Source organism: Saccharothrix sp. NBAS 001 (assembly GCF_056640475.1).
In genome coordinates, this window is sequence record NZ_CM153251.1 from 5,393,510 (window position 1) to 5,419,307 (window position 25,798).

Consider the following 25,798-nt stretch of genomic DNA (forward strand, 5'->3'; position numbering starts at 1 on the left):
TGGGCTCTCCTGTTATCCGGGTTGCGGGCGTCAGACGACCACTAGCTCTTTCGTGGTCAGGGTGAGGAGCTCCGGAGCGCCTTGGCGCACCACCAGCGTGTCCTCGATGCGGACACCACCCCGACCGGCCAGGTACACACCGGGCTCGACGGTGACCGCCATACCGGGCAGAAGTGTACCGGCCCCCGCCTTGGACAACGTCGGAGCCTCGTGGATCTGGAGTCCGACCCCGTGCCCGAGGCCGTGCAGGAACTGCTCGCCGCGACCCGCCTGCTCGATCACGCCGCGCGCCGCCGCGTCCACCGCGCCGAACGCGGTGCCCGGCGCGAGCGCCTGCCGGCCCGCCGCCTGGGAGGCCGCGACCAGCTCGTACAGCTCGCGCTGCCAGTCCGCGGCCTGGCCGACGACCAGCGTGCGGGTCATGTCCGAGTGGTAGCCGTCGACCAGCGCGCCGAAGTCCAGCTTCACGAAGTCGCCCGCGTGCACCACGGCGTCGGTGGGGCGGTGGTGCGGCACGGCGGAATTCGCGCCGGTCGCGACGATGCTCTCGAAGCTGGGGCCGGCCGCGCCGTGGTCGAGCATCCGGCTCTCCAGCTCGCGGGCGATCTCCCGCTCGGTGCGCCCCGGCCGCAGGCCGCCGTGCTCGATCAGCCCGGCCAGCGCCCGGTCGGCCGCCGCGCACGCCATCCGCAGCGCCTCGACCTCCGCGTCGTCCTTGACCAGCCGCAGCTGTTCGACCAGGTCGGGCGCGCGGACCAGCTCGACCTGGCCGGCGGCGTCGGTCAGCAGGTCCAGCGCCTCGACCGTCACGTGCCGGCTCTCGTAGCCCGCGCGGCGCAGCCCCGCCTTGCCCGCCCGTTGGACCAGCGCCACGTCGCACGGCCGGTCGACGACCCGCTCCAGGTCCGGCACCTCCTCGGCGGACTGGGTCAGGTACCGGCCGTCGGTGCAGAACACGGTGGCCTCGTCGGACTCGGCGGACACCAGCAGCGCGGCGTTGGACCCGGTGAACCCGGTCAGGTAGCGGATGTTGAGCAGGTTGGTCACCAGCAGCGCGTCCAGCTCCCGGTCCCGGAGCGTGGCGCGCAGGGTGGCGCGGCGAGTCGAGTGGGACATACCCGCAGCCTAGAGGCTTACCGGGGGCCGCACAGCGGGCCTAGGGTGGCTCCCATGCGCAGGTGGCTGCCCCGGGGGCTGTGGATGGGACTGCTGCACGGCGGGGTGCAGGTCGGCACGGACGCGGTGGCGGCGAACAGCCCCGGCGCGGGCTCGCCGATCCGCTACATCGCGCTGGGCCTGGTCGTGGTCGTCGGCCTGCTGTGGGGCGCGCTGGACGCGTGGCGGCAGCTCGACGGGCGCGGGATGGTGTGGTTCTTCGCCGCGCTGGTCGCGGGCCCGGTGGCCGGGCTGGTCGGCGTGCTGGGCAAGGCCGCGCTGGTCGACCGGACCGGGGTGGAGGCGCTCGGCGCGGCGCTGACCGGCGGCGCGGCGTTCACCGCCCTGCTGGTGCTGGCCACCGCCGCGCTCGGGATGGGCCTGGGCAACGTCCTGCCCCAGCCCGACGGCACCACCCGCTGACCCGGCCCGGTCGGCGGACCGGGTCGGCGAACCGGTCAGCGGCGCAGGTCGCCGGCCTGCTCGTAGCCGTCCCAGGTCGGCTGGGTGACGGCGGTGATCGGCGACGAGTTGAGCGTCGCCACCTCCTCCGCCGCGACCAGCCACAGCTTGTTCTCCAGCAGCAGCGCGAGCCGCCCGTCCGGGGCGCGCACCGCCTTGGCGCCGGCCGGGATCCGGGCCGCCACCGGGAGCCGGTCGACGATCGGCGGGCGGCGGTCCAGGACGCGGGTGGCCAGCCGGTCGGTGACCGAGCGGCGCTCGACCCGGACGACCTTGCCGCCGACCACCAGGTCCACCGTGTTCTCCGGCGACGGAACGGCGAACCCGTCGAGCACGCGGGCGGTGTCGGCGGACTTGCAGCCGGGGGCGTTGGCCAGGTCCAGGCCGAAGTGCCCCAGGTCGGTGGGCGCGGCGGCGGCCCCGTCGACGGTGGCGCGCACCACGTCCAGCGGGATCCGGCCGCACGGGTCCTCGGGCGCGAGCGGGGCGTGCCCGTCCGGGGTGCGGACCAGGCCGGGGCCCTCGCGCCAGCGGCCCGGGATGGTGACCGGCGGGACCGGGTTGCCGGTGAAGTCGTGGTTCCAGAACGTGATGGTGGTGCCCTGCTCGGTCTCGTGGGCGATGGCGAACGCCTTCAGCGCGTCCACGTACATCCAGTCCGCGCTGAACGCGTCCACCACCGACCGGGTGCGCGGCTTGCGGGTGTCCGCGACCGGCTCGAACCCGCGCTCGCCGAGCGCTTCCACGTGGTTGAGGAACGTGGGGTTGCGGGCGCGCAGCACGAACTGGCCCGCGCCGTTCCAGCCCGCCGCGCGGCCGGTGGTGTCGGTGAACAGCAGGTAGAACCAGCCGTCCACGAACAGCACGGACGGCTGGCCCGCGCCGTAGGTGTTGTCCCGGGTGGTGTCGTAGGACGGGCTGACGATGGGCTGGCCGCCCGCGTCGCGGGTCCAGCGCACGCCGTCCGGGCTGGTGGCGACGCCGATCGCGTTGCCGTGGGCGTGCTCGCCGGCCGCGCCGGTGTAGTACAGGTAGTAGGTGCCGCCGACCTTGAGCACCGACGGGTCGCACACGTGCTTGCCGTCGAAGCCGGTCACGCTGCCGCTGAGCACCGGCAGGCCGGGGCCGCCGTCGGGCGCGACGAACGGGCCGGACGGGCTCGCGGCCTCCGCGTAGAGCAGGTCGTCGCCGGGCGGGTCGGCGAACCGGAGCTGGCTGCACCACCACATCCGGATCCGGCCGCCCTCGACCAGCACGGCCGGGCCGTAGTTGTACGGGGCCTCCGCGCCGGCCGCGACGACGCCGGCGCTCTGCCGGGCCCGGTCGGCGACCGGCGGCGGCGCGGGCGGCTCGGCCCGGCTCGGCCGGGTGGTGGTCGTGGTCGTCGGCGGTGGCGCGGCGGCCGGTTCGGCGATGCCCGGCGCGCACGCCGCGGCGGCGGCGAGGACGAGCAGGGTGCCGAGGAGCCTCTTCGGGCCGGCCATGGTCTCCACTTCCGGAAGTCGGGTGCGACACCGGGGGAACGCGGCACGCCCGGTTCCGGTTCAGTGTAGAGATCCACTCACCCGGCCGGGTGAGATCCGATCGAGGCCACCAGTTCGACTTCGAAGCCGTCGGTGTTCTCCAGGTACCCGGCGTAGTGATCAGGCCCACCCGCGTGGGGGTACTTGTCGGCGAACAGCGGCGACCAGCCGTGATCGGGCGCGCGGGCCACCAGGTCGTCCACCAGGTCCCGCCCGCCGACGTGGAACGCCAGGTGGTTGAGGCCCGTGCCGAGCCGGTGGTGGGCCCGCAGCGCGGGCGAGTGCTCCACCACCAGGTACGTCGGCCCGAGCCGCCAGCTCACCCCGGCGCCCCACCGCTGGTACTCGGTCCAGCCCAGCTCGCGCAGCAACCAGCCGAGGCTGTGCTCGGCGCGCGCCAGGTCCGGCACCCACAGCTCGACGTGGTGCAGCCCGCCGTGCGCCATCGGTCCCCCGGATCCGGTGCCGGTCAGGCCCGGTCGGCCAGCCAGCGGATCGCGAGCTGGTAGCCCCGCACGCCCAGCCCGACGATCACGCCCTCGGCGATGGCCGAGAGCAGGCTGTGGGCGCGGAACTCCTCGCGCTTGTGGACGTTCGAGATGTGCACCTCGACCAGCGGCGCGGTCAGCTGCGAGCACGCGTCCCGGACCGCGACCGAGTAGTGCGTCCACGCCGCCGCGTTGAGCACGACCGGGGTCCCGTCGTCGGCCGCCTGGTGCAGCCAGCCCAGCAGCTCGCCCTCGAAGTCGGTCTGCCGGACGTCGACCTCGACGCCCACCTCGCGCCCGGTGGCCTCGCACAGGTCGACCAGGTCGGCGTAGGTGGTGGCGCCGTAGATGTCCGGCTCGCGGGTGCCCAGCCGGCCCAGGTTGGGCCCGTTCAGCACGAGGACCTTCACAGCAGCACGCTCCCACCCGAGGTCGCGTCGGCGGCCACCGCCGAGTACGCGGCGGCGATCAGCGACGGGTCCGGGCCCTCCAGCCGGCCGGGCTTGGCCAGGCCGTCCAGCACCACGAACCGCAGCACGCCGGACCGGTTCTTCTTGTCCACCCGCATCCCCTCCAGCAGCTGGGGCAGCGCGTCCGGGTCGTAGCGGGTGGGCAGGCCCAGCGCGTCGAGCACCCGGCGGTGCCGGTCGGCGGTCGCGTCGTCCAGCCGGCCCGCCAGCCGGGCCAGCTCCGCGGCGAACACCAGGCCGACGCTGACCGCCGCGCCGTGCCGCCAGCGGTAGCGCTCGCGGCGCTCGATCGCGTGGCCGAGGGTGTGGCCGTAGTTGAGGATCTCCCGCAGGTCGGACTCGCGCAGGTCGGTCGACACCACGTCGGCCTTGACCTGGATCTTGCGCCGCACCAGCTCTTCGAGCACGTCGCCGGTCGGGTCCAGGGCGCGCTCCGGGTCGGCCTCGATCAGGTCCAGGATCGCCGGGTCGGCGATGAAGCCGCCCTTGACCACCTCGGCCATGCCCGCGACGAGTTCGTTGCGCGGCAGGGTTTCCAGGGTGGCCAGGTCGACCAGCACGGCGTGCGGCTCGTAGAACGTGCCGACCAGGTTCTTGCCCGCGTCGGTGTTGATGCCGGTCTTGCCGCCGACCGCGGCGTCCACCATGCCGAGCAGCGTGGTCGGCACGTGCACCAGCTTGACGCCGCGCATCCAGGTGGACGCGACGAACCCGGCCAGGTCGGTCACCGCGCCGCCGCCCAGGCCGATCACCGCGTCCGAGCGGCCCAGCCCGATCTGGCCGAACACCGTCCAGCAGTACCCGGCGACCCGCAGGTCCTTGCCGTCCTCGGCGTCGGGCACCTCGACCCGGTGCGCGTCGATCCCGGCCTCCGCCAGCTCCGCGCGGACCGCCTCGGCGGTCTCGCCGAGCGTGGGCGTGTGGACGATCGCCGCCTTGGCCGTGCCGCGCAGCACCTCGACCAGGTCGCCGAGCAGCCCGCGCCCCACCACCACGTCGTACGGTCGTTCCGCGGCCACGCGGATCCGCACCGGCTCGCCCATCACCACTCCCCTTCGTAGGTCACCATTCGACCACGTCCGCTTCCAGCGCGGTCGAGCCCCACACGCCCGCCAGCACGTCGGCCTGGTCCCGGATCGCGCGGCGCGCGGCACCCCTGACCTTCGGCCAGCGCTCGACGTGGAAGATCATCGTCCGGCCGCTGAACGTGTAGCGCCACGCCCCGACGACCCGCCCGCGCACCACGAGCGCGCCGGGACTGCCGACCGGCCGCCACACCCGCCTGGCCACGTCCGGCTCGGCGACCAGCCACCTCGGGCCGAGCAGGTACGGGTCGCGCGGGAACAGCAGCAGCCCGGCGGGCGGCTCCGGCGCGTCGGGCGGGTCGGGTTCGTCCGCGAGCACCAGCAGCCGCCGCCCGTCGACCCGCACGGGCCGGGTCGCCGGCCACTCCTGCGGCCCGGCCCCCAGCCAGCGCTCGGCGTCGGACCTGGCGAACGGCCCGACGAACCGCGCGTAGTCCCGCAACAGCCCCGTGGCCCCGTCCCGGTCGCCCGGACCGGACGCGCCGCCCGGTCCGGAAGTGGTCCCCGCAGCGGGTCCGGCGACGGGGTCCGGACCGGCAGAACCGGCAGAACTCGCCGGCCGGCGGAAGGTCGGTTTCGCGCCCACCGGCTCCAGTTCGAGACCGGCCAGCAGGGTGCCGAGGCGGAACAGGCCCTCGATGACGTGTTCGCTCCCGCACGGCGGGCAGAGTGGTCGGACCTCTGCCGGCAACCCGGGGCTGATCGCGGCGGACAGCTCGGCCTTGGTCGCCGTCCCGCTCCCGTCCGGGAACTCCCGCAGCATCGCCGCCACGACCAGGTCCACGTGCTCCGGCGCGGGCGCCGGGAACCCGCCGCACCAGGCGGCGACCTGCTCGGGCGTGCGCGGGCGCAGCCGGCGGCGCAGCGCGGGCAGGTCGGCCGGGCGGTGCAGGTGCGGCGCGCCGCGCAGGCTCAGCACCCGGACCAGCGGCTCGGCGTGGTGCGGGTCGCGCACGGCCACGGCCGCCGCGCCGGTGTTCGGCGGGCTGTCCACCACGCCGAGCGCGAGCACGCCCAGATCGCCGCCGCCCAGCCCCTGCACCGCGGCGCGGTGCGCGAGGACGTGGTCGGCGATCAGCTCCACCGGGTCACCCGGCCGCCGCGCCGTGCGCGAGCACGGCGGCGACCACCTGCTCCGGTTCCAGCTGGTCGGTGGACACCTCGATCGCCGCGACCTCGCGGTACAGCGGCAGCCGGGCGTCGAGCAGCGCCTTGAACGTCGAGCGCGGGTTCACCCCGGCCAGCAGCGGCCGGGCGGTGGACAGGCCGGTCCGCCGCACGCCCTCGGCCGTGCCCACGTTGAGGAACACCACGGTGTGGCCGGCGAGCCGGGCCCGGGTGGTCGCGGAGAGCACCGCGCCGCCGCCCAGCGCCAGCACGCCGTCGTGCCCGGCCAGCCCCGCCTCGACCGCGGCCTCCTCCAGCGCGCGGAACGCCTGCTCGCCGTCGGTGGTGAAGATGTCCGAAATGGACTTCCCGGCGGTGGCCACGACGTCCTCGTCGGTGTCCCGGAAGGACACCCCGAGCTGTTCGGCGAGCAGCTGCCCGACCGTCGTCTTGCCCGCGCCGGGCGGGCCCAGCACGACGTAGCGCGGGCTCACAGCCCCTCCCAGCGGGCTTCCAGCGCCGCCAGGTAGGACGCGACGTTGCGCCGGGTCTCGGTGATCGAGTCGCCGCCGAACTTCTCCAGCGCCGCCTCGGCGAGCACCAGCGCCACCACGGACTCCAGCACCACACCGGCCCTCGGCACCGCGCACACGTCCGAGCGCTGGTGGATCGCCACGGCCGGCTCGCCGGTCCGCACGTCCACAGTGGACAGCGCGCGCGGCACGGTCGAGATCGGCTTCATCGCGACCCGCACGCGCAGCGGCTCGCCGTTGGTGATGCCGCCCTCCAGCCCGCCCGCGCGGTTGGACCGGCGCGTCACGCCCTTGGGCCCGGTGCCCCGGTCGATCTCGTCGTGCGCCTGGCTGCCCCACCGCTCGGCGGTGGTGAAGCCGTCGCCGATCTCCACGCCCTTCATCGCCTGCACGCCCATCAGCGCGCCCGCGAGGCGCGCGTCGAGCCGGCGGTCCCAGTGCACGTGCGAGCCCAGGCCCGGCGGCAGGCCGTAGGCGATGACCTCGATCACGCCGCCGACCGTGTCACCGGCCTTCTGCACCGCCTCCACCTCGGCCATCATCGCCTCGGTGCCGCGCTGGTCGAACGCGCGCACGGGGCTGGCGTCCACCGCGGCCAGGTCGCCCGGACCGGGCACCGGCGCGTCGGCGGGCGTCTTCGCCCGGCCGATCGACACCACGTGGCTGACCACCTCGACGTCGAAGACCTGCCGGAGGAAGTGCCGGGCCACGGTGCCCAGGGCGGTGCGCGCGGCGGTCTCCCGCGCGCTGGCCCGCTCCAGCACCGGCCGCGCCTCGTCGAACCCGAACTTCTGCATCCCGGGCAGGTCGGCGTGGCCGGGCCGGGGCCTGGTCAGCGCCTCGTTGCGGCCGGTCGGCTTGAGCTCGGACGGGTCGACGGGGTCGGCGGACATCACCTTCTGCCACTTGGGCCACTCGGAGTTGCCGATCCGCACGGCGACCGGGCCGCCCTGGGTGAGCCCGTGGCGCACCCCGCCGAGGATCTCGACCTCGTCGGCCTCGAACCCCATCCGGGGACTGCGCCCGAAACCGAGCCGTCGGCGTTCCAATTGGACGGTCAGGTCGGCAGTGGTGACCTCCACCCCGGCGACCATGCCTTCCAGCACGGCAACCAGGGCCGGTCCGTGGGACTCCCCAGCGGTGATCCAGCGCAGCACGCGTCGAATCCTTCCACAGCCTCACCACGGCCCCGTCATCGACGTGAGCCAGGTCGCCGCCACCAGACCGGGGCCGTGCGGCAGCGCGTCCCGGGGCCGCCACAGCGCGCCGACCAGCGTGATCGCGCTCGCCGCCGCGGCGGCCGCCGGCAGGGCCTGCCACGACACCGCGCCGAGCACCGCGCCCAGCGCCCCGGAGAGCTTCACGTCACCGCCGCCGAGCGCCGACGGGCGTGCGCGGTGCACCGCCAGGTGGACCCCGAAGAACGCCAGACCTCCGATGACCGACCGCACCGGATCGGCTCCGGCCACCCACAGCGCGACCGCGAGCACCGGGTAGGCGGGCAGCGTCAGCGCGTCGGGCAGGCGGCCGGACCGGAAGTCCGTGGCGACGACGAGCACCAACAGCCACGAGAGGAGCAACGGGACCGGAAGCCGGCAATCCGGGACGGCCACCGACGCGGTCAAGGCCCACAGGACGGCGGTAGGCAGAGCGCACCACAGCCATCGGACGTTCGTACCACGCGGGAGCACGCGCAGCAGCCCCGCGCCGAGGGCCCCGGCGACCAGGCCGGACAGTGGGATGACCATGGACCCACGGTGCCCGCGAGCCCGTTCGGAGCACAAGAAAGGGTTCGACCGGATGGTCCATCCGGTCGAACCCGTTCACGGGCGGCGCTGCCCGGGTGTCTTGAGGTCCTGCCCGCTTCGCGGATCAGCCCGGCGGGCGGATCCGGCCCCGTGCGGAGATCAGCGCTGCCAGGTGAACAGCGTGTCACCCGCCGCGACGGGGCCGGGCGCGGCCACGTCGAGCAGGGCTTCGGCCGCCGCGTCCAGCGCGACGACCGGGCAGATCGGGGCGAACCCGGCCGCTTCCACCTCGGCCGGGTCCCAGGTCACGACCGGCTGCCCGGCCCGCACGACCTCGTCCTTGACCACGTGCAGCGTGAAGCCCTCGCCCTTGCGCTTCACCGTGTCGATGCCCAGGTGCACCAGCACCGCGGCGCCGTCCTCGGTGGCCACCACGAACGCGTGCGGGTGCAGGGTCACCACCTTGCCGTCCACCGGGGACACCACCTCGGCCGCCGCCCGGTCGGGCTCCACGGCGATGCCGGGGCCCACCATGGCCTGCGCGAACACCGGGTCCGGCACCTCGGCCAACGCCACCACCCGGCCGCTGACCGGGCTCGCCACGCGCAACGTCACAGGAGGTCCTCGATGTCGCTCGCGATGGTGTCCGCCTCCGGACCGACCACGACCTGCACGACGTTGCCCGACCGCATCACGCCGTGCGCACCGGCCGACTTGAGCAGCTTCTCGTCCACCAGGTCGCCGTCGGTCAGCTCACAGCGCAGGCGCGTGATGCACGGCTCGATCTCCACGATGTTGTCCGCCCCGCCGAGCCCGGCGAGGATCTTCTCCGCCTTGTCGTCAGCCACTTCAAGTCCTCTCTCGACACCTGGGGTGAGGGTGCCACCGCTCGGGCACGGTCCCGTAACGGCGGTTGACACCCGCTTGCGGCGCGGAGCATCCTCCCCGCACCAACTGGTCTAGACCGGAAAGTACCAATCCGGGTCGGGCTTCGCGAGCACGGGGAGGTGTCATGAACCGCAACGAGATCGTCGACGGGCCCAAGCCCAAGCACGCGCAGCTCAGGGACATCCTGCGGCGCATGGCCGAGCAGGAACTCCCGCCGGGCTCGCCCATCCCGTCCGAACGCGACCTCGCCCAGCAGTACCGGGTGTCCCGGATCACGGTGCGCGCCGCGGTCGGGCAGCTGGTCGCCGAGGGCCTGCTCACCAGGGCGAAGGGCCGCGGCACGTTCACCGCGCGCCGACGGCTGGACGCCCAGCTCTACCTGGAGTCCTTCACCGACGACATGCGGCGGCGCGGGCTCACCCCCACGACGCAGGTGCACCGGTGCGCCGACGAGGTCCCGCCGCCGGCGGCGGCGACCGCGCTCGGCCTGCCACCGCACGAACCGGCGTGCCACCTCGTCCGCCTGCGCCTGGCCGACGACGTGCCGCTGGCGGTGGAACGCGGCTGGTACCACCCCAGGATCGTGCCCGGACTGCACCGGCACGAGCTGACCGGCTCGCTCTACACCATCCTGGCCGACACCTACGGCGTGCAGCTCGACCACGCCAGGCAGACCGTCTGGGCCGAAGGCGCCGACCCCGAAACGGCGCGGCTGCTGGGCATCAGGACCGGCGGCCCGCTCCTCGTCTTCCGCCGGGTCACCAGCTCCGCTGGGCGACCCGTGGAGGACATGACGTCCTGGTACCGGGGCGATCTCTACCAGGTGACCATGCAATTGGACCGGACCGACCCGGACTCCGGCCATTTCTCCGCCAAGGGAGGTAACCCATGAGCGCCAGCGCCCCACAGGCGGTCGGCGGTCGTGACATCAAGGGACTCGCCACGTTGCAGCGGTTCGGTCGCAGCCTCATGCTGCCGATCGCCGCGCTGCCCGTGGCAGGTCTTCTGGCCCGGCTGGGCCAGCCCGACCTGCTCGGCAAGGACGGGTTGGGTTGGGACAAGGTCGCGGCGGTCATCGGCAACGCCGGCGACGCGATCCTCGGCAACCTGCCGCTGCTGTTCGCGGTCGGCATCGCGATCGGCTTCGCCCGCAAGGGCGACGGCTCCACGGCGCTGGCCTCGGTCGTCGGCTACGTGGTGATGCAGGGCGTGTTCAAGGCGATGTCGCCGCTGGTCCTCGACCAGCCGACGGACCCGCTCGCGAAGCCGGTGCTGATCGACTACCGGGTCCTCGGCGGTATCGTCGTCGGCCTGATCACCGCGGTGCTGTGGCAGAAGTACCACCGCATCAAGCTGCCGCCCTACCTGGCCTTCTTCGGCGGACGCCGGTTCGTGCCGATCCTGGTCGCGACCGTCATGGTCGTGGTCGGTGTCGTCCTCGGCCTGATCTACCCCTGGTTCAACAGCGGCATCACCTCCATCGGTGAGGCCGTGACCGGCAGCACGGTGATCGGCGCGGGCCTGTTCGGCGTGGTCAACCGCCTGCTGATCCCGCTCGGCCTGCACCACATCATCAACAACGTGGTGTGGTTCCAGTTCGGCGAGTACACCGACGCGGCCGGCAAGGTCGTGCACGGCGACATCCCGCGCTTCCTGGCCCACGACCCGAGCGCGGGCACGTTCCAGACGGGCTTCTTCCCGATCATGATGTTCGCCCTGCCCGCCGCCGCCCTGGCGATCGTGCACACGGCGCGCCCGGCGCAGAAGAAGCTCATCGCCGGCATCATGGGCTCGGCCGCGCTCACCGCGTTCATCACCGGTGTCACCGAGCCGCTGGAATTCGCGTTCATGTTCGTCGCGTGGCCGCTCTACATCATCCACGCGATCCTCACCGGCACCTCGCTGGCGATCACCAACGCGCTGGGCATCCACGACGGCTTCTCGTTCTCCGCGGGTGCCATCGACATGGCGCTCAACTGGGGCATCTCGACCAAGCCGTGGCTGCTGGTCCTGATCGGCCTGGTCTACGCGGTGATCTACTACTTCGTGTTCCGCTTCGTGATCGCCAAGTGGAACCTGAGGACGCCGGGCCGCGACGACGACGAGGACCCCGAGGCCGACCCGAGCGTGGTCGAGGGCAGCGAGGACTCGAAGGAAGCCCGGGGCCGGGGCGCGTCGACGCCCTGACACCCGGCAAGCACACACGAAAGGGACGGATCATGCCTGAGCGACGGGTCACCGTGGCGAGCAAGGTCGGACTGCACGCACGCCCTGCCGCACTGCTGGCGAAGGCGGCCGCGGGCCAGCCGGTCAAGGTCACCATCCGCAAGGAGGACGGCGAACCGGTGGAGGCGGGCAGCGTGCTGGGGCTGATGACCCTCGGCGCGATGCACGGGGACGAGGTCGTGCTGGCCGCGGAGGGCGAAGGCGCGGACGACGCGCTGGAGGCCATCGCGTCCCTCATCGCCTCGGACCTCGACGAAGGCTGATCCGAGCGACGACGGCAAGGGCCCCGCTCGCACCACGCGAGCGGGGCCCTTCCGCGTTTTCACCCGATCGAGCGAAGTCCGACGGTGGTGCGCGACGACCGCGCGGGCCGTCCGGGGTCAGTCGCCCAGCGGGAGCGGCAGGACGTCGTCCGTGGCGGCCCGCAGCGCGGCGCGCATCGCCGCGCGCGGCGCCGGCTGCCCGGTGAACTGCTCGGACTGGCCGAAAGCCTGGTGCAGCAACATGTCCAGCCCGGTGGCCAACGTCCGGCCGCGCTGCGCCACGGCGTGCGCCAGCGGCGTGGGCCACGGGTGGTAGATGACGTCGAGCACGCACGGCGACTCGGCCAGCGCCCGCGCGACCGGCTCGGTGGCGGCCGGCGGCACGGTGCTCACCAGCACGTCCGAGGAGGCCGCCAGAGCCGCGAAGTCGGTGCTGTCCCAGGACGACACCGCCAGCGACACCCCGGCCCGCCCGGCGCACGCCCGAGCCTCGCCGGCCCGCGCGGGCGACCGCACGACCAGCGTCACCTCCGCCACCCCGACCGACGCCAGCGCGACCAGCGCCGCGGTGGCCGTGCCGCCCGCGCCCAGCAGGACCGCGCGCGACCCGCCGGTGAACCCGCAGGCCGCGCGCAACGCGCCGAGCACGCCGTCCACGTCGGTGCAGTCCGCGCGCCAGCCCCCGTCGACCGGGACGAGCGTGTTGGCCGCGCCGACCAGGGTGGCGCGCGGCGTCGCCGAGGACGCCGCGGCCAGCGCGGCGCGCTTGCCCGGCATCGTCACCGACAGCCCGGCCCACGAGTCGTCCAGACCGGCCACCAGGGCCGGCACGCCCGCCTCGTCGCACTCGACCCGGGTGTAGGTCCAGTCCAGCCCCAGCGCCTCGAACGCGGCGTTGTGCAGCACCGGGGACAGCGAGTGCGACACCGGCGAGCCGATCACGGCGGCCTGGCGGGACATCGTCAGAAGACGCCTTCCTCGCGTGCCTTGTCCGCCAGCCGGTTGTGCTCGGTCAGGTTGTCCGAGAAGCACGACGTGCCGTCCTTCTGGCACTTCACGAAGTACTGCCACGGCCCCTGCTCGGGGTTGATCGCGGCGTTGATCGCCTCGCGGCTGGGCGAGCCGATCGGCGTCGGCGTCAGGCCCTTGTTCCGGTAGGTGTTGTACGGGCCGGAGCGGTCCCGGTCCTCGTCGGTGGTGGTGACGACCGGCCGGTCGAGCTTGTAGTTGACCGTCGAGTCGAACTGGAGTTCCTGGTTGACCGAGAGGCGCTTGTAGATGACCCGGGAGATCTTCCCGAAGTCCTTCTCCAACCCCTCCTTCTCGATCAGCGAGGCGACGGTCAGCACCTCGTAGGGCCGGAACCCGGTGTTCTTGGTGCCCGCCGGGATGCCGTAGCCCTGGAGCCGGGTGTTCGAGGTCTCGATCACGCTCTTGATCAGCTCGGGGGCCGACGCGCCGGGCTTGAGGTGGTACAGGCCGCGGGTGATCAGGCCCTCCAGCCGGTTCTCCTTCGGCGCGCGGCCGAAGTCCGCGAGCGCCCAGTCCGGGATGCCCAGGGCGGCGGCGTCCGCGTTGTCCGCGGCGTCGCGCAGCTCCTGCACGGTCACGCACTTCTTCACGCCGTCCAGCTCCGCGCACGAGGCGTCGGCGAGCATGGACAGGATGCCCTTGGTGACGGTCTTGCCGTCCGGCGAGGTGATGTCGTGCAGCACGTTGCCGCCCTTGACCTCCAGCGGCACGACCTTGGCCTTCGGGTCGACCATCCGCTCCACCGCGGTCCGGCCGGACATCTTGGTCTTCATCAGGTAGAAGCCGGGCTGGATGGCGGTGACCCGGTTGTCGTCCTTGCCCGCCTCGGTGAAGGCCCGCGCGCTGGCCACCACGCCCTGGTCCTTGAGCGTGGTGGCGATGGCCGAGACCAGGTCGCCGTCCTTGACCTCGACCACCACGTCGGCCTCGCCCGCGCCCGGGAAGTCCTCGAACGAGCCGATGCCGCTGAGCACCTGGTAGCCGTAGTACGCGCCCGCGCCGCCGGCCACCAGGACGAGCGCGACGACGACCCACAGGATCGTCTTCTTGCGCCTGCGCTTGCTCCGCGCCGCCGCCTTCGCGCCGCGCGGGCGTTCGTCGTGGTGCACGTCAGGTTCGCTGAACAACCCGAGGTCGTCGCTCACGTGCGGTCCTTAGCTCCGGGGGCCTGTTCCTCGTCGGCGGAACGGGCCACGTTTCGTGCCCGTGCGTCCAGCCAGGACTGGAGGATCTCGACCGCGGCAGCCTGGTCCACGACAGCACGTTGCCTCTTGCCTCGCACCCCCCGCTCGGCCAGCACCCGGCTCGCCGTGACGGTGGTCAGCCGCTCGTCCTGCAACCGCACCGGCACCGCGACCCGCTCGGCCAACGCCGCAGCGTACGCGGTCGCCGACTCCGCTGCCGGCCCGTGTCTGCCGGCCAGGGTGCGGGGCAGGCCGACCACGACCTCCACGACGTCGTGCTCGGCGACGAGTCCGACCAGGTCCGCGAGGTCCCGGCCGGTCTTCTCGTCCCGGGCCAGGGTAACCAGCGGGGTCGCGAGGAAGGCGCCCGGGTCGCTCAGCGCGACGCCCACCCGCACCGCGCCGACGTCGACGCCCAGCCTCCTGCCGAGGCCGGGGTCGTCGACGCCGGGACGGTCAGCGCTGCTCAACGGCGCGGTCCACCTCGGCCCGCACGGCGGCCAGGGCCTGCGCGACGCCGGCGGGGTCGGTGCCACCGCCCTGGGCGAGGTCCGGCTTGCCGCCGCCCCGACCGCCGACGGCGGGGGCGAAGGCGGGCACCAGCTTGCCGGCGGCCAGGCCGAGCGAGCGGGCGGCCTCCGTGGTGGCCACCACGAAGCTCACCTTGTCGCCGTCCGGGGCGAACAGCGCCACCACGCCGGGCTTGCCGCCCAGCCGGTTGCGCACCTCGCCGGCCAGCGTCCGCACGTCACCGGCGGCGATCCCGCCGGGCAGCTCCACCGCGACCACGGCCACGCCGCGCACGTCCAGCGCCTGCTCGGCCAGCGACCCGGCGGAGGACAGCAGCTGGGCCGACCGGACCCGCTCCAGCTCCTTCTCGGCCACCCGCAGCCGCTCGACCAGGGCTTCCACCCGGGCGGGCACCTCGGCGTCGGGCACCTTGAGCAGCGTGGCCACGTTCTGCACCAGGGCCCGCTCGCGGGCCAGGTACTGGAACGCCTCGATGCCGACGTAGGCCTCCAGCCGGCGCACGCCCGAGCCCACCGACGACTCGCCGATCACGGTGATCGGGCCGATCTGGGACGAGTGCTCGACGTGCGTGCCACCGCACAGCTCGCGCGACCACTCGCCGCCGATCTCGACCACCCGGACGGTGTCGTCGTAGGTCTCGCCGAACAGGGCGACCGCGCCCATCTCCTGGGCCCCGCCCATGTCGGTGTAGACCACGCTCACCGGCAGGTCGCGGCGCACGGCCAGGTTCGAGACCTCTTCGATCTCGCTGCGCGTGGCGTCGGAAAGACCACCCGTCCAGGCGAAGTCCAGCCGCAGGTAGCCCGGCTTGTTGTAGGAGCCGCTCTGCAACGCCGACGGGCCGAGCACCTGGCGCAGGGCGGCGTGCACGACGTGCGTGCCCGAGTGGCCCTGCCGCGCGCCGACCCGCCACTCCGGGTCGACCCGGGCCTCGACCCGCTCGCCCTCGGCGATCTCGCCGGAGAGCACGCGGACCTGGTGCACCCACAGCTTGCGGGCGACCTTCTGGACGTCGACGACCTCCAGTTCGGCGCCGCCGGACACGATGGTGCCGGCGTCGCTCTCCTGGCCGCCGGACTCGGCGTAGAGCGGGGTGCGGTCGAGCACGACCTCGACGATCTCGCCCTCGCGGGCCGAGCGCACCCGCCGGCCCTCGCGCACGATGCCGCGCAGCGTGGCCTCGGAGGCCAGCTCCTGGTAGCCGGTGAACTCGGTGGCGCCGAGTTCGAGCAGCTCCCGGTACACGGTCTGGTCGCCGTGGCCGGTCTTCTTGCCGGCGGCGTCGGCCTTGGCGCGGGCGCGCTGCTCGGCCATCAGCTTGCGGAACCCGTCCTCGTCCACGGTCAGGCCCGCCTCCGAGGCCATCTCCAGGGTGAGGTCGATCGGGAAGCCGTACGTGTCGTGCAGCTGGAACGCCTTGTCGCCGGGCAGCGTGGCGCGGCCGGCGGACTTGACCTCGGCGGCGGCGGTGCCGAAGATCCGCTCGCCGGCCTCCAGCGTGCGCAGGAACGTGTCCTCCTCGGCCTGCAGCACCTGGGCGATCCGCGGGAAGCCGCTGACCAGCTCCGGGTAGGTCGGGCCCATGGCGTCGCGGACCAGTTCGGCGAACTTGACCAGCACCGGCTGGTCGATGCCCAGCAGGCGGGCCGAGCGGACGATCCGGCGCAGCAGGCGGCGCAGCACGTAGCCGCGGGCCTCGTTGCCGGGGGTGACGCCGTCGCCGACGATCAGCACGCCGCTGCGGGCGTGGTCGGCGATGACCCGGAAGCGCACGTCGTCGGTCGGGTTGTCGCCGTACTTGCGGCCGGACAGCTCCTCGGCCGCGCGGATCACCGGCAGCACCAGGTCGGTCTCGTAGACGTTGTCCACGCCCTGGAGCAGGAACGCGACCCGCTCGACGCCCATGCCGGTGTCGATGTTCTTGCTGGGCAGCGAGCCGATCGGCGGGTGGCCGAGCTTGGGGCTCAGCTCGCCGCGCTCGTCCTGCATGAAGACCAGGTTCCAGATCTCCAGGTACCGGTCCTCGTCGACGACCGGGCCGCCCTCGCGGCCGAAGGCCGGGCCCCGGTCGTAGTAGATCTCCGAGCACGGGCCGCCGGGGCCGGGCACGCCCATGTCCCAGTAGTTGTCCTTGCCGTCACGGCGCTGGATGCGCTCGTCGGGCAGGCCGGCGACCTTCTTCCACAGCTCGATGGCCTCGTCGTCGTCGAGGTAGACGGTCACCCAGATGCGCTCGGGGTCGAAGCCGTAGCCGCCGTCGTCCTGGGACTTGGTGATCAGCTCCCAGGCCAGCCGGATGGCCTCTTCCTTGAAGTAGTCGCCGAAGGAGAAGTTGCCGGCCATCTGGAAGAACGTGTTGTGCCGGGTGGTCTTGCCGACCTCGTCGATGTCCGGCGTGCGCACGCACTTCTGGATGCTGGTGGCGCGCTTGTACGGCGGCGGGGCCTCGCCCAGGAAGTAGGGCTTGAACGGCACCATGCCGGCGTTGACGAACAGCAGGTTCGGGTCGTCCAGGATGAGCGAGGCGCTGGGCACGTAGGTGTGGCCGGCGTTCTCGAAGTGCTCGCGGAAGCGCTTGATGATCTCGTGGGTCTGCACGGGTTGTTCCTCAGGTGCGAAGTGGTTTCGGGCGCGGTGAGGCGAACGACCTCTAGTAGCGGTCGTTCGCCCTGCGCGCTCGCCGACCCGGCGTCTGGCCCGTCTGACGCTCCACGGTGTCGTGCAACTCCTGCTCGCGCTCGGACATTCCCGCGCGGACCTCCGCGCCGAACGACCCGATCGCACCGGCCAGCTCCCGCAGGCCCTCGCCGACGTTGGCGCCGATGCCCGCCGGGGTGGCGGCGTGCGCGGCCTGCCCCGCCTTGCGGGTGGCGAAGACGCCGGCCGCGATGCCCAGGCCGAACCAGAACAGCCGCTTCACCGTCGACCTCGCCGGGAGTGCTTCTTGGGCGACTGGCCGGCGGTGCGGCGGGCGCGGATGGCCTTGCTCACGCCGTAGGACAGCGCCGCGGCCTTGACCAGCGGGCCGCCCAGGGTGGCGGTGAACAGCGAGGTCAGCGCGGACACGTTGCCGGTGACCGCGCGCGCGTTGGCGGTGATCCCGTCCACCCGCTCCAGCTGGGTGTTCACGTGCGTGATCGTGGTGTTCGCGCCGGTGAAGAGGGGATCGCTGTTCTGGTGCGCCTTGCGGATGGCGATGGTGGCCTCGTCCAGCGTGCGGCCCAGCTTGATCAGCGGGATGGCCAGCAGGATCACCAGCAGCACGAACGCGCCGGCGGCGACCAGCGCGGCGATCTGCCCTGGCGACACGGATCCTCCTGAAAGCTTGCTGGGCGTTGGGGTGTCCAAGGTTACCGCGCGTCGCCCGAATGACCTCTGGTGGATCGCGGTTGCCGCCACCGGAACCCCCGATCAACTTGTGAGATTTACTCGGATGACCGATGACCTGGGGCGATTCGGTGCCGTAGCGTGATCAACGCTGGTGCAACCCCCACTTCAGGAGGTACGGCATGGCTCAGGAGAACGACTCGTACGAGGCCCCGTCCAGTGGCCTGCTGCTCAGCGCCGAGCCGCTGACCGGCGCGGTCGACCGCGGCAAGGCCAACGGCGCGGTCGCCGACAACGACGGCAACGACTGAGTGACCGCTCCAACCCTGGCTGACCTCGTCGCACCGATCGGGGTCAGCCAGTTCTTCGACGCGGTGCAGGGCCGGGAGCACAGGCGGTTCACCGGCCGGGCCGGGAGGTTCGCCGACCTGCTGCCGTGGTCGGAGGTCAACCGGGTGCTGCGGCAGCACCGGCTGGACTTCCCCCGGCTGCGGCTCGCGCAGGGCGGCGAGGTCGTCCCCGCGCACACCTACTCGGAGATGGTCGAGACCCGGCGGACCGGGCCGGTGCCCCGGCTGCTGCCCGCGGGGTTCGCGGCGAAGATGCGCGGCGGCGCGACCCTGGTGATCGACTCGGTGCACGAGCTGTTCGGCCCGGTGGGCGAGCTGGCCGTGGCGCTGGAGCACGAGCTGCGGGAACGGGTGCAGGTCAACCTGTACGCCGGGTGGGGCGTCACGCACGGCTTCGACGTGCACTGGGACGACCACGACGCGATCATCGTCCAGGTCTCGGGGCGCAAGCGGTGGCGGGTGCACGGGGTGACCCGGCCGGCGCCGCTCCAGCGGGACGTGGAGCTGCCCGAACGGCCGTCCGCCGAGCCGTTGGACGACTTCATGCTGGAGGACGGCGACGTCCTCTACGTGCCGCGCGGGCACTGGCACGACGTGTCGGCGGTGGGTTCGGAGTCGCTGCACCTGACCATCGGGTTCAACCGGGCGACCGGCGTGGACCTGGTCGCGTGGCTGGCCGACCGGCTGCGGGCGGACGAGTCCTTCCGCACCGACCTGCCCCGGTTCGCCTCCGCCGCGGACCAGGAGGCGCACGCCGCCGTGCTCAAGGCCCGGGTCGCCGAGCTGATGGACCCCGGCGTGGTCGGGCGCTTCCTGGCCGACCGGGACGCGCAGGCCCCGGCCGTCCCGCACGTGGGGATGCCGTGGACCGCGACCGCGGAGCTGCTGCCGCCGGGCGACGAGGCCGAGGTCCGGTTGCTGACTCCGCGCGCGGTGCTTACCGTCGGCGCCGACACGGTGTCGCTGGCGGCGGCGGGCAAACGCCTGGTGTTCGCGGCGGCGGCACGCCCGGTGCTGGAGGTGCTCGTGGGCAGTGCTCGCCACACGGTGAAGTCGCTGGTGGAGGCCGGTGCGCCGGCCCTGGACCGGGCCACGGTGCGAGCGTTGCTCGGGGAATTGGTCACACAGGGGCTACTGGGACCCGAGTGATCCGGTAAGCTTAGGTATGCCTAACGTAAGTTCGGGCGGTCTGCCGGGGTGCGCGATCCTCACGCGCCAGCTCGGCGGCGATCCGGCCGGCACAGCGGCGCTCATGACGTCGTGGCTGCTCGTCGAGCAGCCCGGCCCGTGGCCCGCGGACGCGTTGGAGCAGACCCTGGCCCCGGTGTTCGAGCCGGGCCGGCTGGACGGGGCGCGCGCGTCGGGACTGCGGCCGCTGCTCATCCGCCGTCCCGGCAAGCACAAGCGCGCCGCCGACGCGCCCCGCACCGTCTACCTGGCCAGCGGCGTGCCCGGCAACCGGTGGCTGGAGCGGCTGGAGGTCGCCGACCTCGCCGAACTGGCCTCGCTCGACCTGGCGGCGCTGGCGGCGGGCATCCCGGGCCACGGCGAGCGGGTCGACGGCCCGCTGTTCCTGGTCTGCACGCACGGCACCAAGGACATGTGCTGCGCGGTGCTCGGCCGCCCGCTGGCGGGCGCGCTGGGCGCGAGCCACCCCGGTCGGGCGTGGGAGGTCAGCCACGTCGGCGGCGACCGCTGGGCGGGCAACCTGCTGGTGGTGCCGGACGGCTTCCTGCACGGCCAGCTCGACCCGGGCGAGGCGGCGCTGGTGGCCAAGGCCGCGCTCAACGGCCAGGTGCAGCCCGACCAGCTGCGCGGCCGGACGTCGGCGGCCAGCACGTGGGTCCAGTACGCCGAGATCGCGGTGCGCAAGCACCTGGGGCTGCGCGGGCTGGACGCGGCGCTGGGCGTGGCCGAGCGGCCGGTGGAGTCCGAGGACGGCGAGGCGCGCGTGGTGACCGTGCGGGGCATGGACCACCTGTACGAGGTGACCGTGCACCGCAACACCCCGAGCACCTCGGGCAACAGCCGTTGCTCCGGGCTGATCGCGCCGCCCGCCTACACGACCCCGACGATCAGGGCGCTCGCCCCGGCCTGACACCGGTCGCGTTCCCGGGAGGGGTGTCGTCCCGCCCGGTATCCCCGACCGGACGGGACGACGGGTCCCTACCGGCGGGCCAGCGTGAGGTAGGCGAACCCCATGCTGGTCCGGTAACCCCTCAGCCAGCCGTCGCGGTGGTCGTCCACCAGCTTCGCGACCTCGGCGGCCTCCGGGTGGTCCGGGTTGGCCAGCAGCCAGCGCTCCCGCGCCGCGCACCAGCGCGACTCGAACGAGTCCCACTCGTCGCGGTTGGCCGTGGCCAGGTTGAGCAGCCGGTAGCCCGTCGCCAGGGCGAGGTCGACCAGCTCGTCCACCGCGAGGAACTCCTCGCGCGGGAAGATCTCCAGGGCGTGCGCGTTGGGCTCGCTGTCCCAGATGCCGTCGCCGAGCAGCAACCGGCCACCGGGCTTGAGGCGGGTGTGCATGGCCTCCAGTGTCCCCCTCGTGCCGCCCCAGGCGTGGGAGGCACCCATCGACACGACGACGTCGGCCGGTTCGGCCGCCCACGTGGTGACGTCGGCCAGCTCCAGCCGGACCCGGCCGGCCAGTCCGCGCGCGGCGATGTTCGCGGTGCCGCGCTCGATGGCGTACCGGTCGCCGTCCACGCCGAGCCCGGTCGCGCCCGGCGCGTGCTCGACGGTCCGCAGCAGGAACTCCGCCCAGCCGCAGCCGTAGTCCACGACGGTCGCGTCGTCGAGCGGGCCGAGGGTGCCGATCAGGTCGTAGGACTTGGTGTCCGACAGCGGCGAGTTGAAGTCGAGCAGTGCGTGGCCGTTGGCCGGAGGAGCAGTCACGGCGCACACCGTTGCAGAAGTCGGGTGCATCGGCACCGGATTTTTCCTACTCCTGCCCCCGGACGACCTTGCGGAGCTTGGGCAGGCGCTCGGCGATGTAGCGCTCCGCGCCCCGCCCGGTCGGCTCGTAGTAGTCGCGGCCGACCAGGTCGTCCGGCGGGTACTGCTGGGTGAGCACGCCCTCGGGCACGTTGTGCGGGTACCGGTAGCCCTTCGCGTTGCCGAGCTTCTCCGCGCCCGCGTAATGCCCGTCACGCAGGTGCGCGGGGACGGTGCCGACCGCGCCTTTGCGCACGTCCGACATGGCCGCGCCGATGGCCGTGGTCACCGCGTTGGACTTGGGCGCGGTGGCCAGGTGCACGGTCGCCTGCGCCAGGTTGAGCGCGCACTCGGGCAGCCCGATCAGCTGCACGGCCTGCGCGGCGGCGACCGCGGTCTGCAACGCGGTCGGGTCGGCCATGCCGACGTCCTCGCTGGCGTGGATGACCAGCCGCCGGGCGATGAACCTCGGGTCCTCCCCCGCCTCGATCATCCGGGCCAGGTAGTGCAGCGCCGCGTCCACGTCCGAGCCCCGGATGGACTTGATGAACGCGCTGGTCACGTCGTAGTGCTGGTCGCCCTGCCGGTCGTAGCGCACGGCCGCGCGGTCGACCGTCGCCTCCAGCGTGACCAGGTCCAGCACGCCGCCGGCGGCGACCGCGTCGGCGGCGGCCTCCAGCGCGGTCAGGGCGCGCCGGGCGTCCCCGCCGGCCAACCGGACCAGGTGGTCCTCGGCGTCCGGCTCGACGGTGACCGCGCCCGCCAGCCCGCGTTCGTCGGCGACCGCGCGGCGGACCAGCGCGCGCACGTCGTCGTCGCCCAGCGGGCGCAGCTGGAGCACCAGCGAGCGGGACAGCAGCGGCGAGACCACCGAGAAGAACGGGTTCTCCGTGGTCGCCGCGACCAGCAGCACGATCCGGTCCTCGACCGCACCGAGCAGGGCGTCCTGCTGGGTCTTGGAGAACCGGTGCACCTCGTCGATGAACAGCACGGTCGACTCGCCGGAGCGGACCAGCAGGCGGCGGGCCTCGTCGATGACCGCGCGGACCTCCTTGACGCCCGCGCTGAGCGCGCTGAGCGCGGCGAACCGGCGGCCGGTGGCCTGCGACACGAGCGTGGCCAGCGTGGTCTTGCCGGTGCCGGGCGGGCCGTAGAGCATGATCGACGCGGGCGAGGAGCCCTCCACGAGCCGGCGCAGCGGCGCGCCGGGCCCCAGCAGGTGGCCCTGGCCGACCACCTCGTCCAGCGTGCGCGGGCGCATCCGCACGGCCAGCGGCGCGTTCGCCGCGATCCGCTCCGCGCGTTCCTCCTCGGGCACGCCGAACAAGCCCTCGTCAAACAGCCTTTCGTTCACCTGTTCGACTGTAGTCGCCCCGTGCACTCGCGCTGTCCGAGCGTGCAGCGCCGGTTCCCCGCCGGGGCCGGGACGGACCAGGGTGGGCCGCATGAGCAGGCTGAGTCCGGAGCAGATCGCCCGGCACGCGCACGACGCGGGGTTCCGGGGCGAGGACCTGACGATCGCGGTGGCGGTCGCGCTGGCCGAGTCCGGCGGCGACCCCCGCGCCCACAACCCGAGGCCGCCGGACGACTCGTACGGGCTGTGGCAGATCAACATGCTGGGGTCGCTGGGCCCGGCGCGGCGGCGCGAGCTGGGGCTGGGGTCGAACCGCGAGCTGTTCGACCCCCGGGAGAACGCCGAGGCGGCCAACCGGATCTCCGGCGACGGCCGGTCGTGGACGCCGTGGTCGACCTACACCAACGGCGCGTACCGCAAGCACCTGGGCGAGGCCCGGCGCGGCGTCAAGGCGCTGGGCCGCAACGGCTCCGGCGGTTCGGGCGGCGGTGGGCGCGGCGGTTCCGGGGGCACCGGCGGGTTCTCGGTGGACGTGGGGGTGCTGCGGGACTACGCGCGGCGCACCCGCAACACCGCCGACGACCTGACCGCGCTGGGCCGCGCGCACGTCCGCGAGGTGCGCGAGATCGCCGAGGACGGTTTCGGCGCGGTCGGCCGGCACTCCGGCTTCGCCGCCGCCCTGGACGGCTTCGGCGCGGCACTGCGCAAGCAGGTCAAGGCCGTGGCGCACAACACCGACGCGCTGGCGTCGTCGGCCGCCGAGTCCGCCCGCGCCTACCGCGAGCAGGACGACCACGTCGCCCGCTCGCTGAGCTGAGGAAACCCACCGTGGACACGAGGGCCACCGCGAGGCACTTCGCGGAGAGCATGATCGGGCACCGCAACGCGTTGGCGGGCAAGGCCGAGGACGCCGTGAAGGTGCAGTACGCGCTGCACCGGACCGCGACCGGGCTCACCGAGCGGCACGACGAGCACGTCAAGGCATCCAAGACCGTGCTGGAGCACTGGAAGGGCACCCAGTCCGAGGGTTTCGAGCGGCGGTCCGGCAGGCTGGGCCGGCAGCTGCGGCTCACCGCCGACGCGGCGCGGGACGCGGAGAGGGTCGTGGCCGGCGCGAGCGCCGCCCTGACCACCGGGCACACCAGGGCGGCGCAGACGGTGGACGAGTACCTGCGACGCGCCACCGGCCTGCTGGACGCCGGCGTGGCGGTCGGCACGCAGGCGGCGCTGCTGAAGGCCGTCGCCGCAGCGGCCGACCTGGAACCCCGCTACACCAAGGAGACCGCCGCCGCGCTGCGGCACGCGCGGGACGAGCTGGAGGACGCGGCCCGCCGCCTGCGGGCGTTGGAGACCGACGTCGAGCACGACGGCGTGGCCGACGCGAAGGCGCACACCAAGCCCGCTGCGGCGAAGGCGCGCGGCCGTGCCCGCACGATCGTCTCGGCAGCCCGCCGCGAGCTGGGCGTGCGGGAGAACCCTCCGGGCAGCAACCGCAACCCGTACGGCCCGACCGCCGCGTGGTGCTCGTCGTTCGCGACGTCCATGTGGCGAAAGGCGGGCGTGGACATCCCGCTGCTGCCGTTCACCGGCGACGTGTTCCGCTGGGGGCAGCGCAACGGCAAGGCGTACACGAAGCTCGGCGGCGTGCGCCCCGGCGACGTGCTGCTGTTCGGCACCGGGCCGCAGAGCACCGCGACCAGCAAGCACATCGGGATCGTGGAGAAGGTCTCCGGCGGCGCGGTGACCCTGATCGAGGGCAACTCCGGCGACGCCGTGCGGCGCAACACCCACCGGCTCGACCCGGCGACGTTCTACGGAGGGGTGCACCCGTGATCAGCGCGCACGCGCACGACCCGGACCGGGGTGTCGCGGTGGAGGTGGGGCCGGGCGGCGCGCTGCTCGACCTGACCCTGGACACCCGCGCGCCGCGCTCGGGCCCCGAGCTGGCCCGCACGATCCTGGCGCTGGTCGACGCGGCCACCGCGAAGGCGAACGCGCGGGCCGCCGGCGCGCTGGGCGACCTGTCCGGCCTGGGCCTGGCGGTGCCGGACCGGCAGGTCGAGGCGGTCGAGGAGACGACACCGACGACGTGGAGGGTCTGATGCTGGGCGAACGGCTGGACGCGATCCGCGCGACGGCGTCCGGGGACGGCGTGACGGTGACCGTGGACCTGCACGGCAAGCCGGTGGGGCTGGAGTTCGCCCGGGAGGCGTTCGCCCGGACGCCGTCGGCGCTGGCCGAGACCGTCCGCCGGCTGGCGGCCGAGGCGGCGTCCGACGCGCTGGCCCTGGGCCTGGCCGAGGTGACCGGGGTGGTGCCCGCCCACCTCCTGGGCGAGCGGTGACCTCGCGCGGGCCGGGCTACGCGACGCCGGCGAGCAGTTCGGACAGCTTCCGGGCGAGCCACCCGCCGTCGGCCGGGGTGACCTGCACCCACGGCTCGCCGGCCACCGCCTCGACCGCCATCGCGTACCGGCCCGCCGTGGTGTCGGTCCAGCTCAGGACCGGGGACCGGCCGCCGGGGCCGGTGCAGGCGAGCTGGCCGGCGGCGATCCGGCCGGACTCGGCCAGGGTGCCGATCGCGCGGGTCGCCCGCCCGGTCACGCCCCCGGCGGCGAGCGCGCGTTCCAGCCCGGCGTGCCCGGTGTTCGCGTAGCCGTGCATCGCGGCGGAGAACACCGCGCGCGGCAGCCGCACCTGCCCGCCCGGGCCGGGCGGGCTCTCGCCGATCACCCGCGCCATCGCGGCGACCGCGTCGGTGATCGGCTCCAGCGCGACCTCCCGGTCGTCGAGCACCGCGAGCACGCCGCGCGGGCCCCGCACGGCCGCCAGCACCCGCCACGGGCGCGGCCGGAACACCAGGGCGTCCACGGACAGCGCGCGGCCGGTCAGCCGGCCGAACAGGTCCTCCAGCCCGGGCGCGGGGCCGTCGTCCTCGGCCAGGCCCGCCGCCGCCAGCGCGCGGAACACGTCCGCGCCCAGGTCCTCCCGCTCGGCGGCGGTCGCGCCGTGCGAGTCGACCTCCAGCGGGTACGGCGGGTCGCCCACCCCGAGGTCTTCCCACAGCAGGTCGAACTCCAGGTGCGACAGGACGACCGCGGTCGCTGAACGGCGTGCCATGCCGGCCGAAGATAGTGGG

31 protein-coding genes are annotated in these 25,798 nt (G+C 73.8%); 11 read left to right on the forward strand and 20 right to left on the reverse strand.

The annotated features are described in order from the left end of the window. Positions 1-30 precede the first annotated feature (30 nt). On the reverse strand, positions 31-1,116 hold the full coding sequence (locus AC0HI0_RS22350) for a M24 family metallopeptidase (protein WP_480925443.1): 1,086 nt from the start codon (positions 1,114-1,116) through the stop codon (positions 31-33). 54 nt (positions 1,117-1,170) lie between these two features. Between AC0HI0_RS22350 and AC0HI0_RS22355 the strand changes: the two genes are divergently transcribed. Further along, the gene (locus AC0HI0_RS22355; protein WP_480925444.1) at positions 1,171-1,578 is read left to right on the forward strand and encodes a B-4DMT family transporter; all 408 of its coding nucleotides are present in this window, start codon (positions 1,171-1,173) and stop codon (positions 1,576-1,578) included. A gap of 35 nt (positions 1,579-1,613) precedes the next feature. Here the strand turns inward: AC0HI0_RS22355 and AC0HI0_RS22360 are convergent, their stop codons facing one another. The 10 genes from AC0HI0_RS22360 to AC0HI0_RS22405 all read right to left on the reverse strand — a co-directional run bounded on the left by AC0HI0_RS22360 (position 1,614) and on the right by AC0HI0_RS22405 (position 9,419). Next, positions 1,614-3,101 (reverse strand): glycoside hydrolase family protein, encoded by a 1,488-nt coding sequence (locus AC0HI0_RS22360; protein WP_480925445.1) that lies wholly within the window; start codon positions 3,099-3,101, stop codon positions 1,614-1,616. 77 nt (positions 3,102-3,178) lie between these two features. Then, a complete protein-coding gene (locus AC0HI0_RS22365) occupies positions 3,179-3,586 on the reverse strand; it encodes a VOC family protein (protein ID WP_480925446.1) in 408 nt (135 codons plus the stop codon). 23 nt (positions 3,587-3,609) lie between these two features. Next, a complete protein-coding gene (gene aroQ, locus AC0HI0_RS22370; RefSeq protein WP_480925447.1) occupies positions 3,610-4,038 on the reverse strand; it encodes a type II 3-dehydroquinate dehydratase in 429 nt (142 codons plus the stop codon). After that, positions 4,035-5,141 (reverse strand): 3-dehydroquinate synthase, encoded by a 1,107-nt coding sequence (gene aroB / locus AC0HI0_RS22375; RefSeq protein WP_480925448.1) that lies wholly within the window; start codon positions 5,139-5,141, stop codon positions 4,035-4,037. Before aroB ends, aroQ begins: the two co-directional genes overlap by 4 nt. A gap of 19 nt (positions 5,142-5,160) precedes the next feature. Next, a complete protein-coding gene (locus AC0HI0_RS22380) occupies positions 5,161-6,267 on the reverse strand; it encodes a DNA glycosylase AlkZ-like family protein (protein ID WP_480925449.1) in 1,107 nt (368 codons plus the stop codon). A 4-nt stretch (positions 6,268-6,271) separates the two neighbouring features. Then, entirely contained in the window at positions 6,272-6,784 is a 513-nt protein-coding gene (locus AC0HI0_RS22385) for a shikimate kinase (protein ID WP_480925450.1), read from the reverse strand. Continuing rightward, positions 6,781-7,980: a chorismate synthase gene (gene aroC / locus AC0HI0_RS22390; RefSeq protein ID WP_480925451.1), complete on the reverse strand. Its 1,200-nt coding sequence runs from the start codon at positions 7,978-7,980 to the stop codon at positions 6,781-6,783. The genes AC0HI0_RS22385 and aroC overlap by 4 nt, the downstream gene beginning before the upstream one ends. Positions 7,981-8,001: 21 nt before the next feature. Continuing rightward, a complete protein-coding gene (locus AC0HI0_RS22395) occupies positions 8,002-8,571 on the reverse strand; it encodes a prepilin peptidase (RefSeq protein WP_480925452.1) in 570 nt (189 codons plus the stop codon). Between the two features lie 159 nt (positions 8,572-8,730). After that, positions 8,731-9,186 carry a PTS sugar transporter subunit IIA gene (locus tag AC0HI0_RS22400; protein WP_480925453.1) on the reverse strand — a complete coding sequence of 152 codons (456 nt, stop codon included), beginning with the start codon at positions 9,184-9,186 and terminating at the stop codon, positions 8,731-8,733. Beyond that, a complete protein-coding gene (locus AC0HI0_RS22405; RefSeq protein WP_480925454.1) occupies positions 9,183-9,419 on the reverse strand; it encodes a PTS sugar transporter subunit IIB in 237 nt (78 codons plus the stop codon). Before AC0HI0_RS22405 ends, AC0HI0_RS22400 begins: the two co-directional genes overlap by 4 nt. Positions 9,420-9,583: 164 nt before the next feature. Here AC0HI0_RS22405 and AC0HI0_RS22410 point away from each other — a divergent pair, with 164 nt between their 5' ends. The 3 genes from AC0HI0_RS22410 to AC0HI0_RS22420 are packed head-to-tail and all read left to right on the forward strand — an operon-like array spanning position 9,584 to position 11,948. Beyond that, positions 9,584-10,351: a GntR family transcriptional regulator gene (locus tag AC0HI0_RS22410; protein ID WP_480925455.1), complete on the forward strand. Its 768-nt coding sequence runs from the start codon at positions 9,584-9,586 to the stop codon at positions 10,349-10,351. Next, on the forward strand, positions 10,348-11,646 hold the full coding sequence (locus tag AC0HI0_RS22415; RefSeq protein WP_480925456.1) for a PTS transporter subunit EIIC: 1,299 nt from the start codon (positions 10,348-10,350) through the stop codon (positions 11,644-11,646). The genes AC0HI0_RS22410 and AC0HI0_RS22415 overlap by 4 nt, the downstream gene beginning before the upstream one ends. A 32-nt stretch (positions 11,647-11,678) precedes the next feature. Further along, positions 11,679-11,948 carry an HPr family phosphocarrier protein gene (locus AC0HI0_RS22420; protein ID WP_480925457.1) on the forward strand — a complete coding sequence of 90 codons (270 nt, stop codon included), beginning with the start codon at positions 11,679-11,681 and terminating at the stop codon, positions 11,946-11,948. 117 nt (positions 11,949-12,065) lie between these two features. Here AC0HI0_RS22420 and AC0HI0_RS22425 read toward each other — a convergent pair whose 3' ends face one another. The 6 genes from AC0HI0_RS22425 to AC0HI0_RS22450 are packed head-to-tail and all read right to left on the reverse strand — an operon-like array spanning position 12,066 to position 18,004. Further along, positions 12,066-12,908 carry a shikimate dehydrogenase gene (locus AC0HI0_RS22425; protein WP_480925458.1) on the reverse strand — a complete coding sequence of 281 codons (843 nt, stop codon included), beginning with the start codon at positions 12,906-12,908 and terminating at the stop codon, positions 12,066-12,068. Between the two features lie 2 nt (positions 12,909-12,910). Then, positions 12,911-14,125, reverse strand: a complete 1,215-nt coding sequence (mltG, locus tag AC0HI0_RS22430; protein WP_480925459.1) for an endolytic transglycosylase MltG — start codon at positions 14,123-14,125, stop codon at positions 12,911-12,913. Then, entirely contained in the window at positions 14,122-14,634 is a 513-nt protein-coding gene (ruvX, locus tag AC0HI0_RS22435; RefSeq protein WP_480925460.1) for a Holliday junction resolvase RuvX, read from the reverse strand. The genes mltG and ruvX overlap by 4 nt, the downstream gene beginning before the upstream one ends. Then, positions 14,621-17,293 carry an alanine--tRNA ligase gene (gene alaS / locus AC0HI0_RS22440; protein ID WP_480925461.1) on the reverse strand — a complete coding sequence of 891 codons (2,673 nt, stop codon included), beginning with the start codon at positions 17,291-17,293 and terminating at the stop codon, positions 14,621-14,623. Before alaS ends, ruvX begins: the two co-directional genes overlap by 14 nt. A 52-nt stretch (positions 17,294-17,345) precedes the next feature. Further along, positions 17,346-17,615, reverse strand: coding sequence for a hypothetical protein (locus tag AC0HI0_RS22445; RefSeq protein ID WP_480925462.1), 270 nt, complete (start codon positions 17,613-17,615; stop codon positions 17,346-17,348). Then, positions 17,612-18,004 carry a DUF948 domain-containing protein gene (locus AC0HI0_RS22450; protein WP_480925463.1) on the reverse strand — a complete coding sequence of 131 codons (393 nt, stop codon included), beginning with the start codon at positions 18,002-18,004 and terminating at the stop codon, positions 17,612-17,614. Before AC0HI0_RS22450 ends, AC0HI0_RS22445 begins: the two co-directional genes overlap by 4 nt. Positions 18,005-18,204: 200 nt before the next feature. On the opposite strand from AC0HI0_RS22450, the gene AC0HI0_RS22455 reads away from it, so the two are divergent. From AC0HI0_RS22455 to AC0HI0_RS22465, 3 genes are read left to right on the forward strand one after another with little or no spacing between them, the layout of a single operon-like run. Then, complete coding sequence (locus AC0HI0_RS22455) at positions 18,205-18,333, forward strand: hypothetical protein (RefSeq protein WP_480925464.1); 129 nt, start codon at positions 18,205-18,207, stop codon at positions 18,331-18,333. Continuing rightward, positions 18,334-19,521, forward strand: a complete 1,188-nt coding sequence (locus tag AC0HI0_RS22460; RefSeq protein ID WP_480925465.1) for a cupin domain-containing protein — start codon at positions 18,334-18,336, stop codon at positions 19,519-19,521. It begins immediately after the preceding gene. 16 nt (positions 19,522-19,537) lie between these two features. Beyond that, the gene (locus AC0HI0_RS22465; RefSeq protein ID WP_480925466.1) at positions 19,538-20,470 is read left to right on the forward strand and encodes a sucrase ferredoxin; all 933 of its coding nucleotides are present in this window, start codon (positions 19,538-19,540) and stop codon (positions 20,468-20,470) included. 68 nt (positions 20,471-20,538) lie between these two features. On the opposite strand, the gene AC0HI0_RS22470 is transcribed toward AC0HI0_RS22465, so the two are convergent. Then, positions 20,539-21,267 carry an SAM-dependent methyltransferase gene (locus AC0HI0_RS22470; protein ID WP_480925467.1) on the reverse strand — a complete coding sequence of 243 codons (729 nt, stop codon included), beginning with the start codon at positions 21,265-21,267 and terminating at the stop codon, positions 20,539-20,541. 46 nt (positions 21,268-21,313) lie between these two features. Further along, positions 21,314-22,660: a replication-associated recombination protein A gene (locus tag AC0HI0_RS22475; RefSeq protein ID WP_480925468.1), complete on the reverse strand. Its 1,347-nt coding sequence runs from the start codon at positions 22,658-22,660 to the stop codon at positions 21,314-21,316. Positions 22,661-22,751: 91 nt separating this feature from the next. Here AC0HI0_RS22475 and AC0HI0_RS22480 point away from each other — a divergent pair, with 91 nt between their 5' ends. From AC0HI0_RS22480 to AC0HI0_RS22495, 4 genes are read left to right on the forward strand one after another with little or no spacing between them, the layout of a single operon-like run. Further along, positions 22,752-23,477, forward strand: a complete 726-nt coding sequence (locus tag AC0HI0_RS22480; protein WP_480925469.1) for a type VII secretion target — start codon at positions 22,752-22,754, stop codon at positions 23,475-23,477. 11 nt (positions 23,478-23,488) lie between these two features. Continuing rightward, the gene (locus tag AC0HI0_RS22485; RefSeq protein WP_480925470.1) at positions 23,489-24,493 is read left to right on the forward strand and encodes a CHAP domain-containing protein; all 1,005 of its coding nucleotides are present in this window, start codon (positions 23,489-23,491) and stop codon (positions 24,491-24,493) included. Continuing rightward, positions 24,490-24,762, forward strand: a complete 273-nt coding sequence (locus AC0HI0_RS22490; RefSeq protein WP_480925471.1) for a YbaB/EbfC family DNA-binding protein — start codon at positions 24,490-24,492, stop codon at positions 24,760-24,762. The genes AC0HI0_RS22485 and AC0HI0_RS22490 overlap by 4 nt, the downstream gene beginning before the upstream one ends. After that, the gene (locus AC0HI0_RS22495; RefSeq protein ID WP_480925472.1) at positions 24,762-25,004 is read left to right on the forward strand and encodes a hypothetical protein; all 243 of its coding nucleotides are present in this window, start codon (positions 24,762-24,764) and stop codon (positions 25,002-25,004) included. Before AC0HI0_RS22490 ends, AC0HI0_RS22495 begins: the two co-directional genes overlap by 1 nt. A gap of 16 nt (positions 25,005-25,020) precedes the next feature. Here AC0HI0_RS22495 and AC0HI0_RS22500 read toward each other — a convergent pair whose 3' ends face one another. Next, entirely contained in the window at positions 25,021-25,779 is a 759-nt protein-coding gene (locus AC0HI0_RS22500) for an ESX secretion-associated protein EspG (protein WP_480925473.1), read from the reverse strand. Between the last annotated feature and the right edge of the window lie 19 nt (positions 25,780-25,798).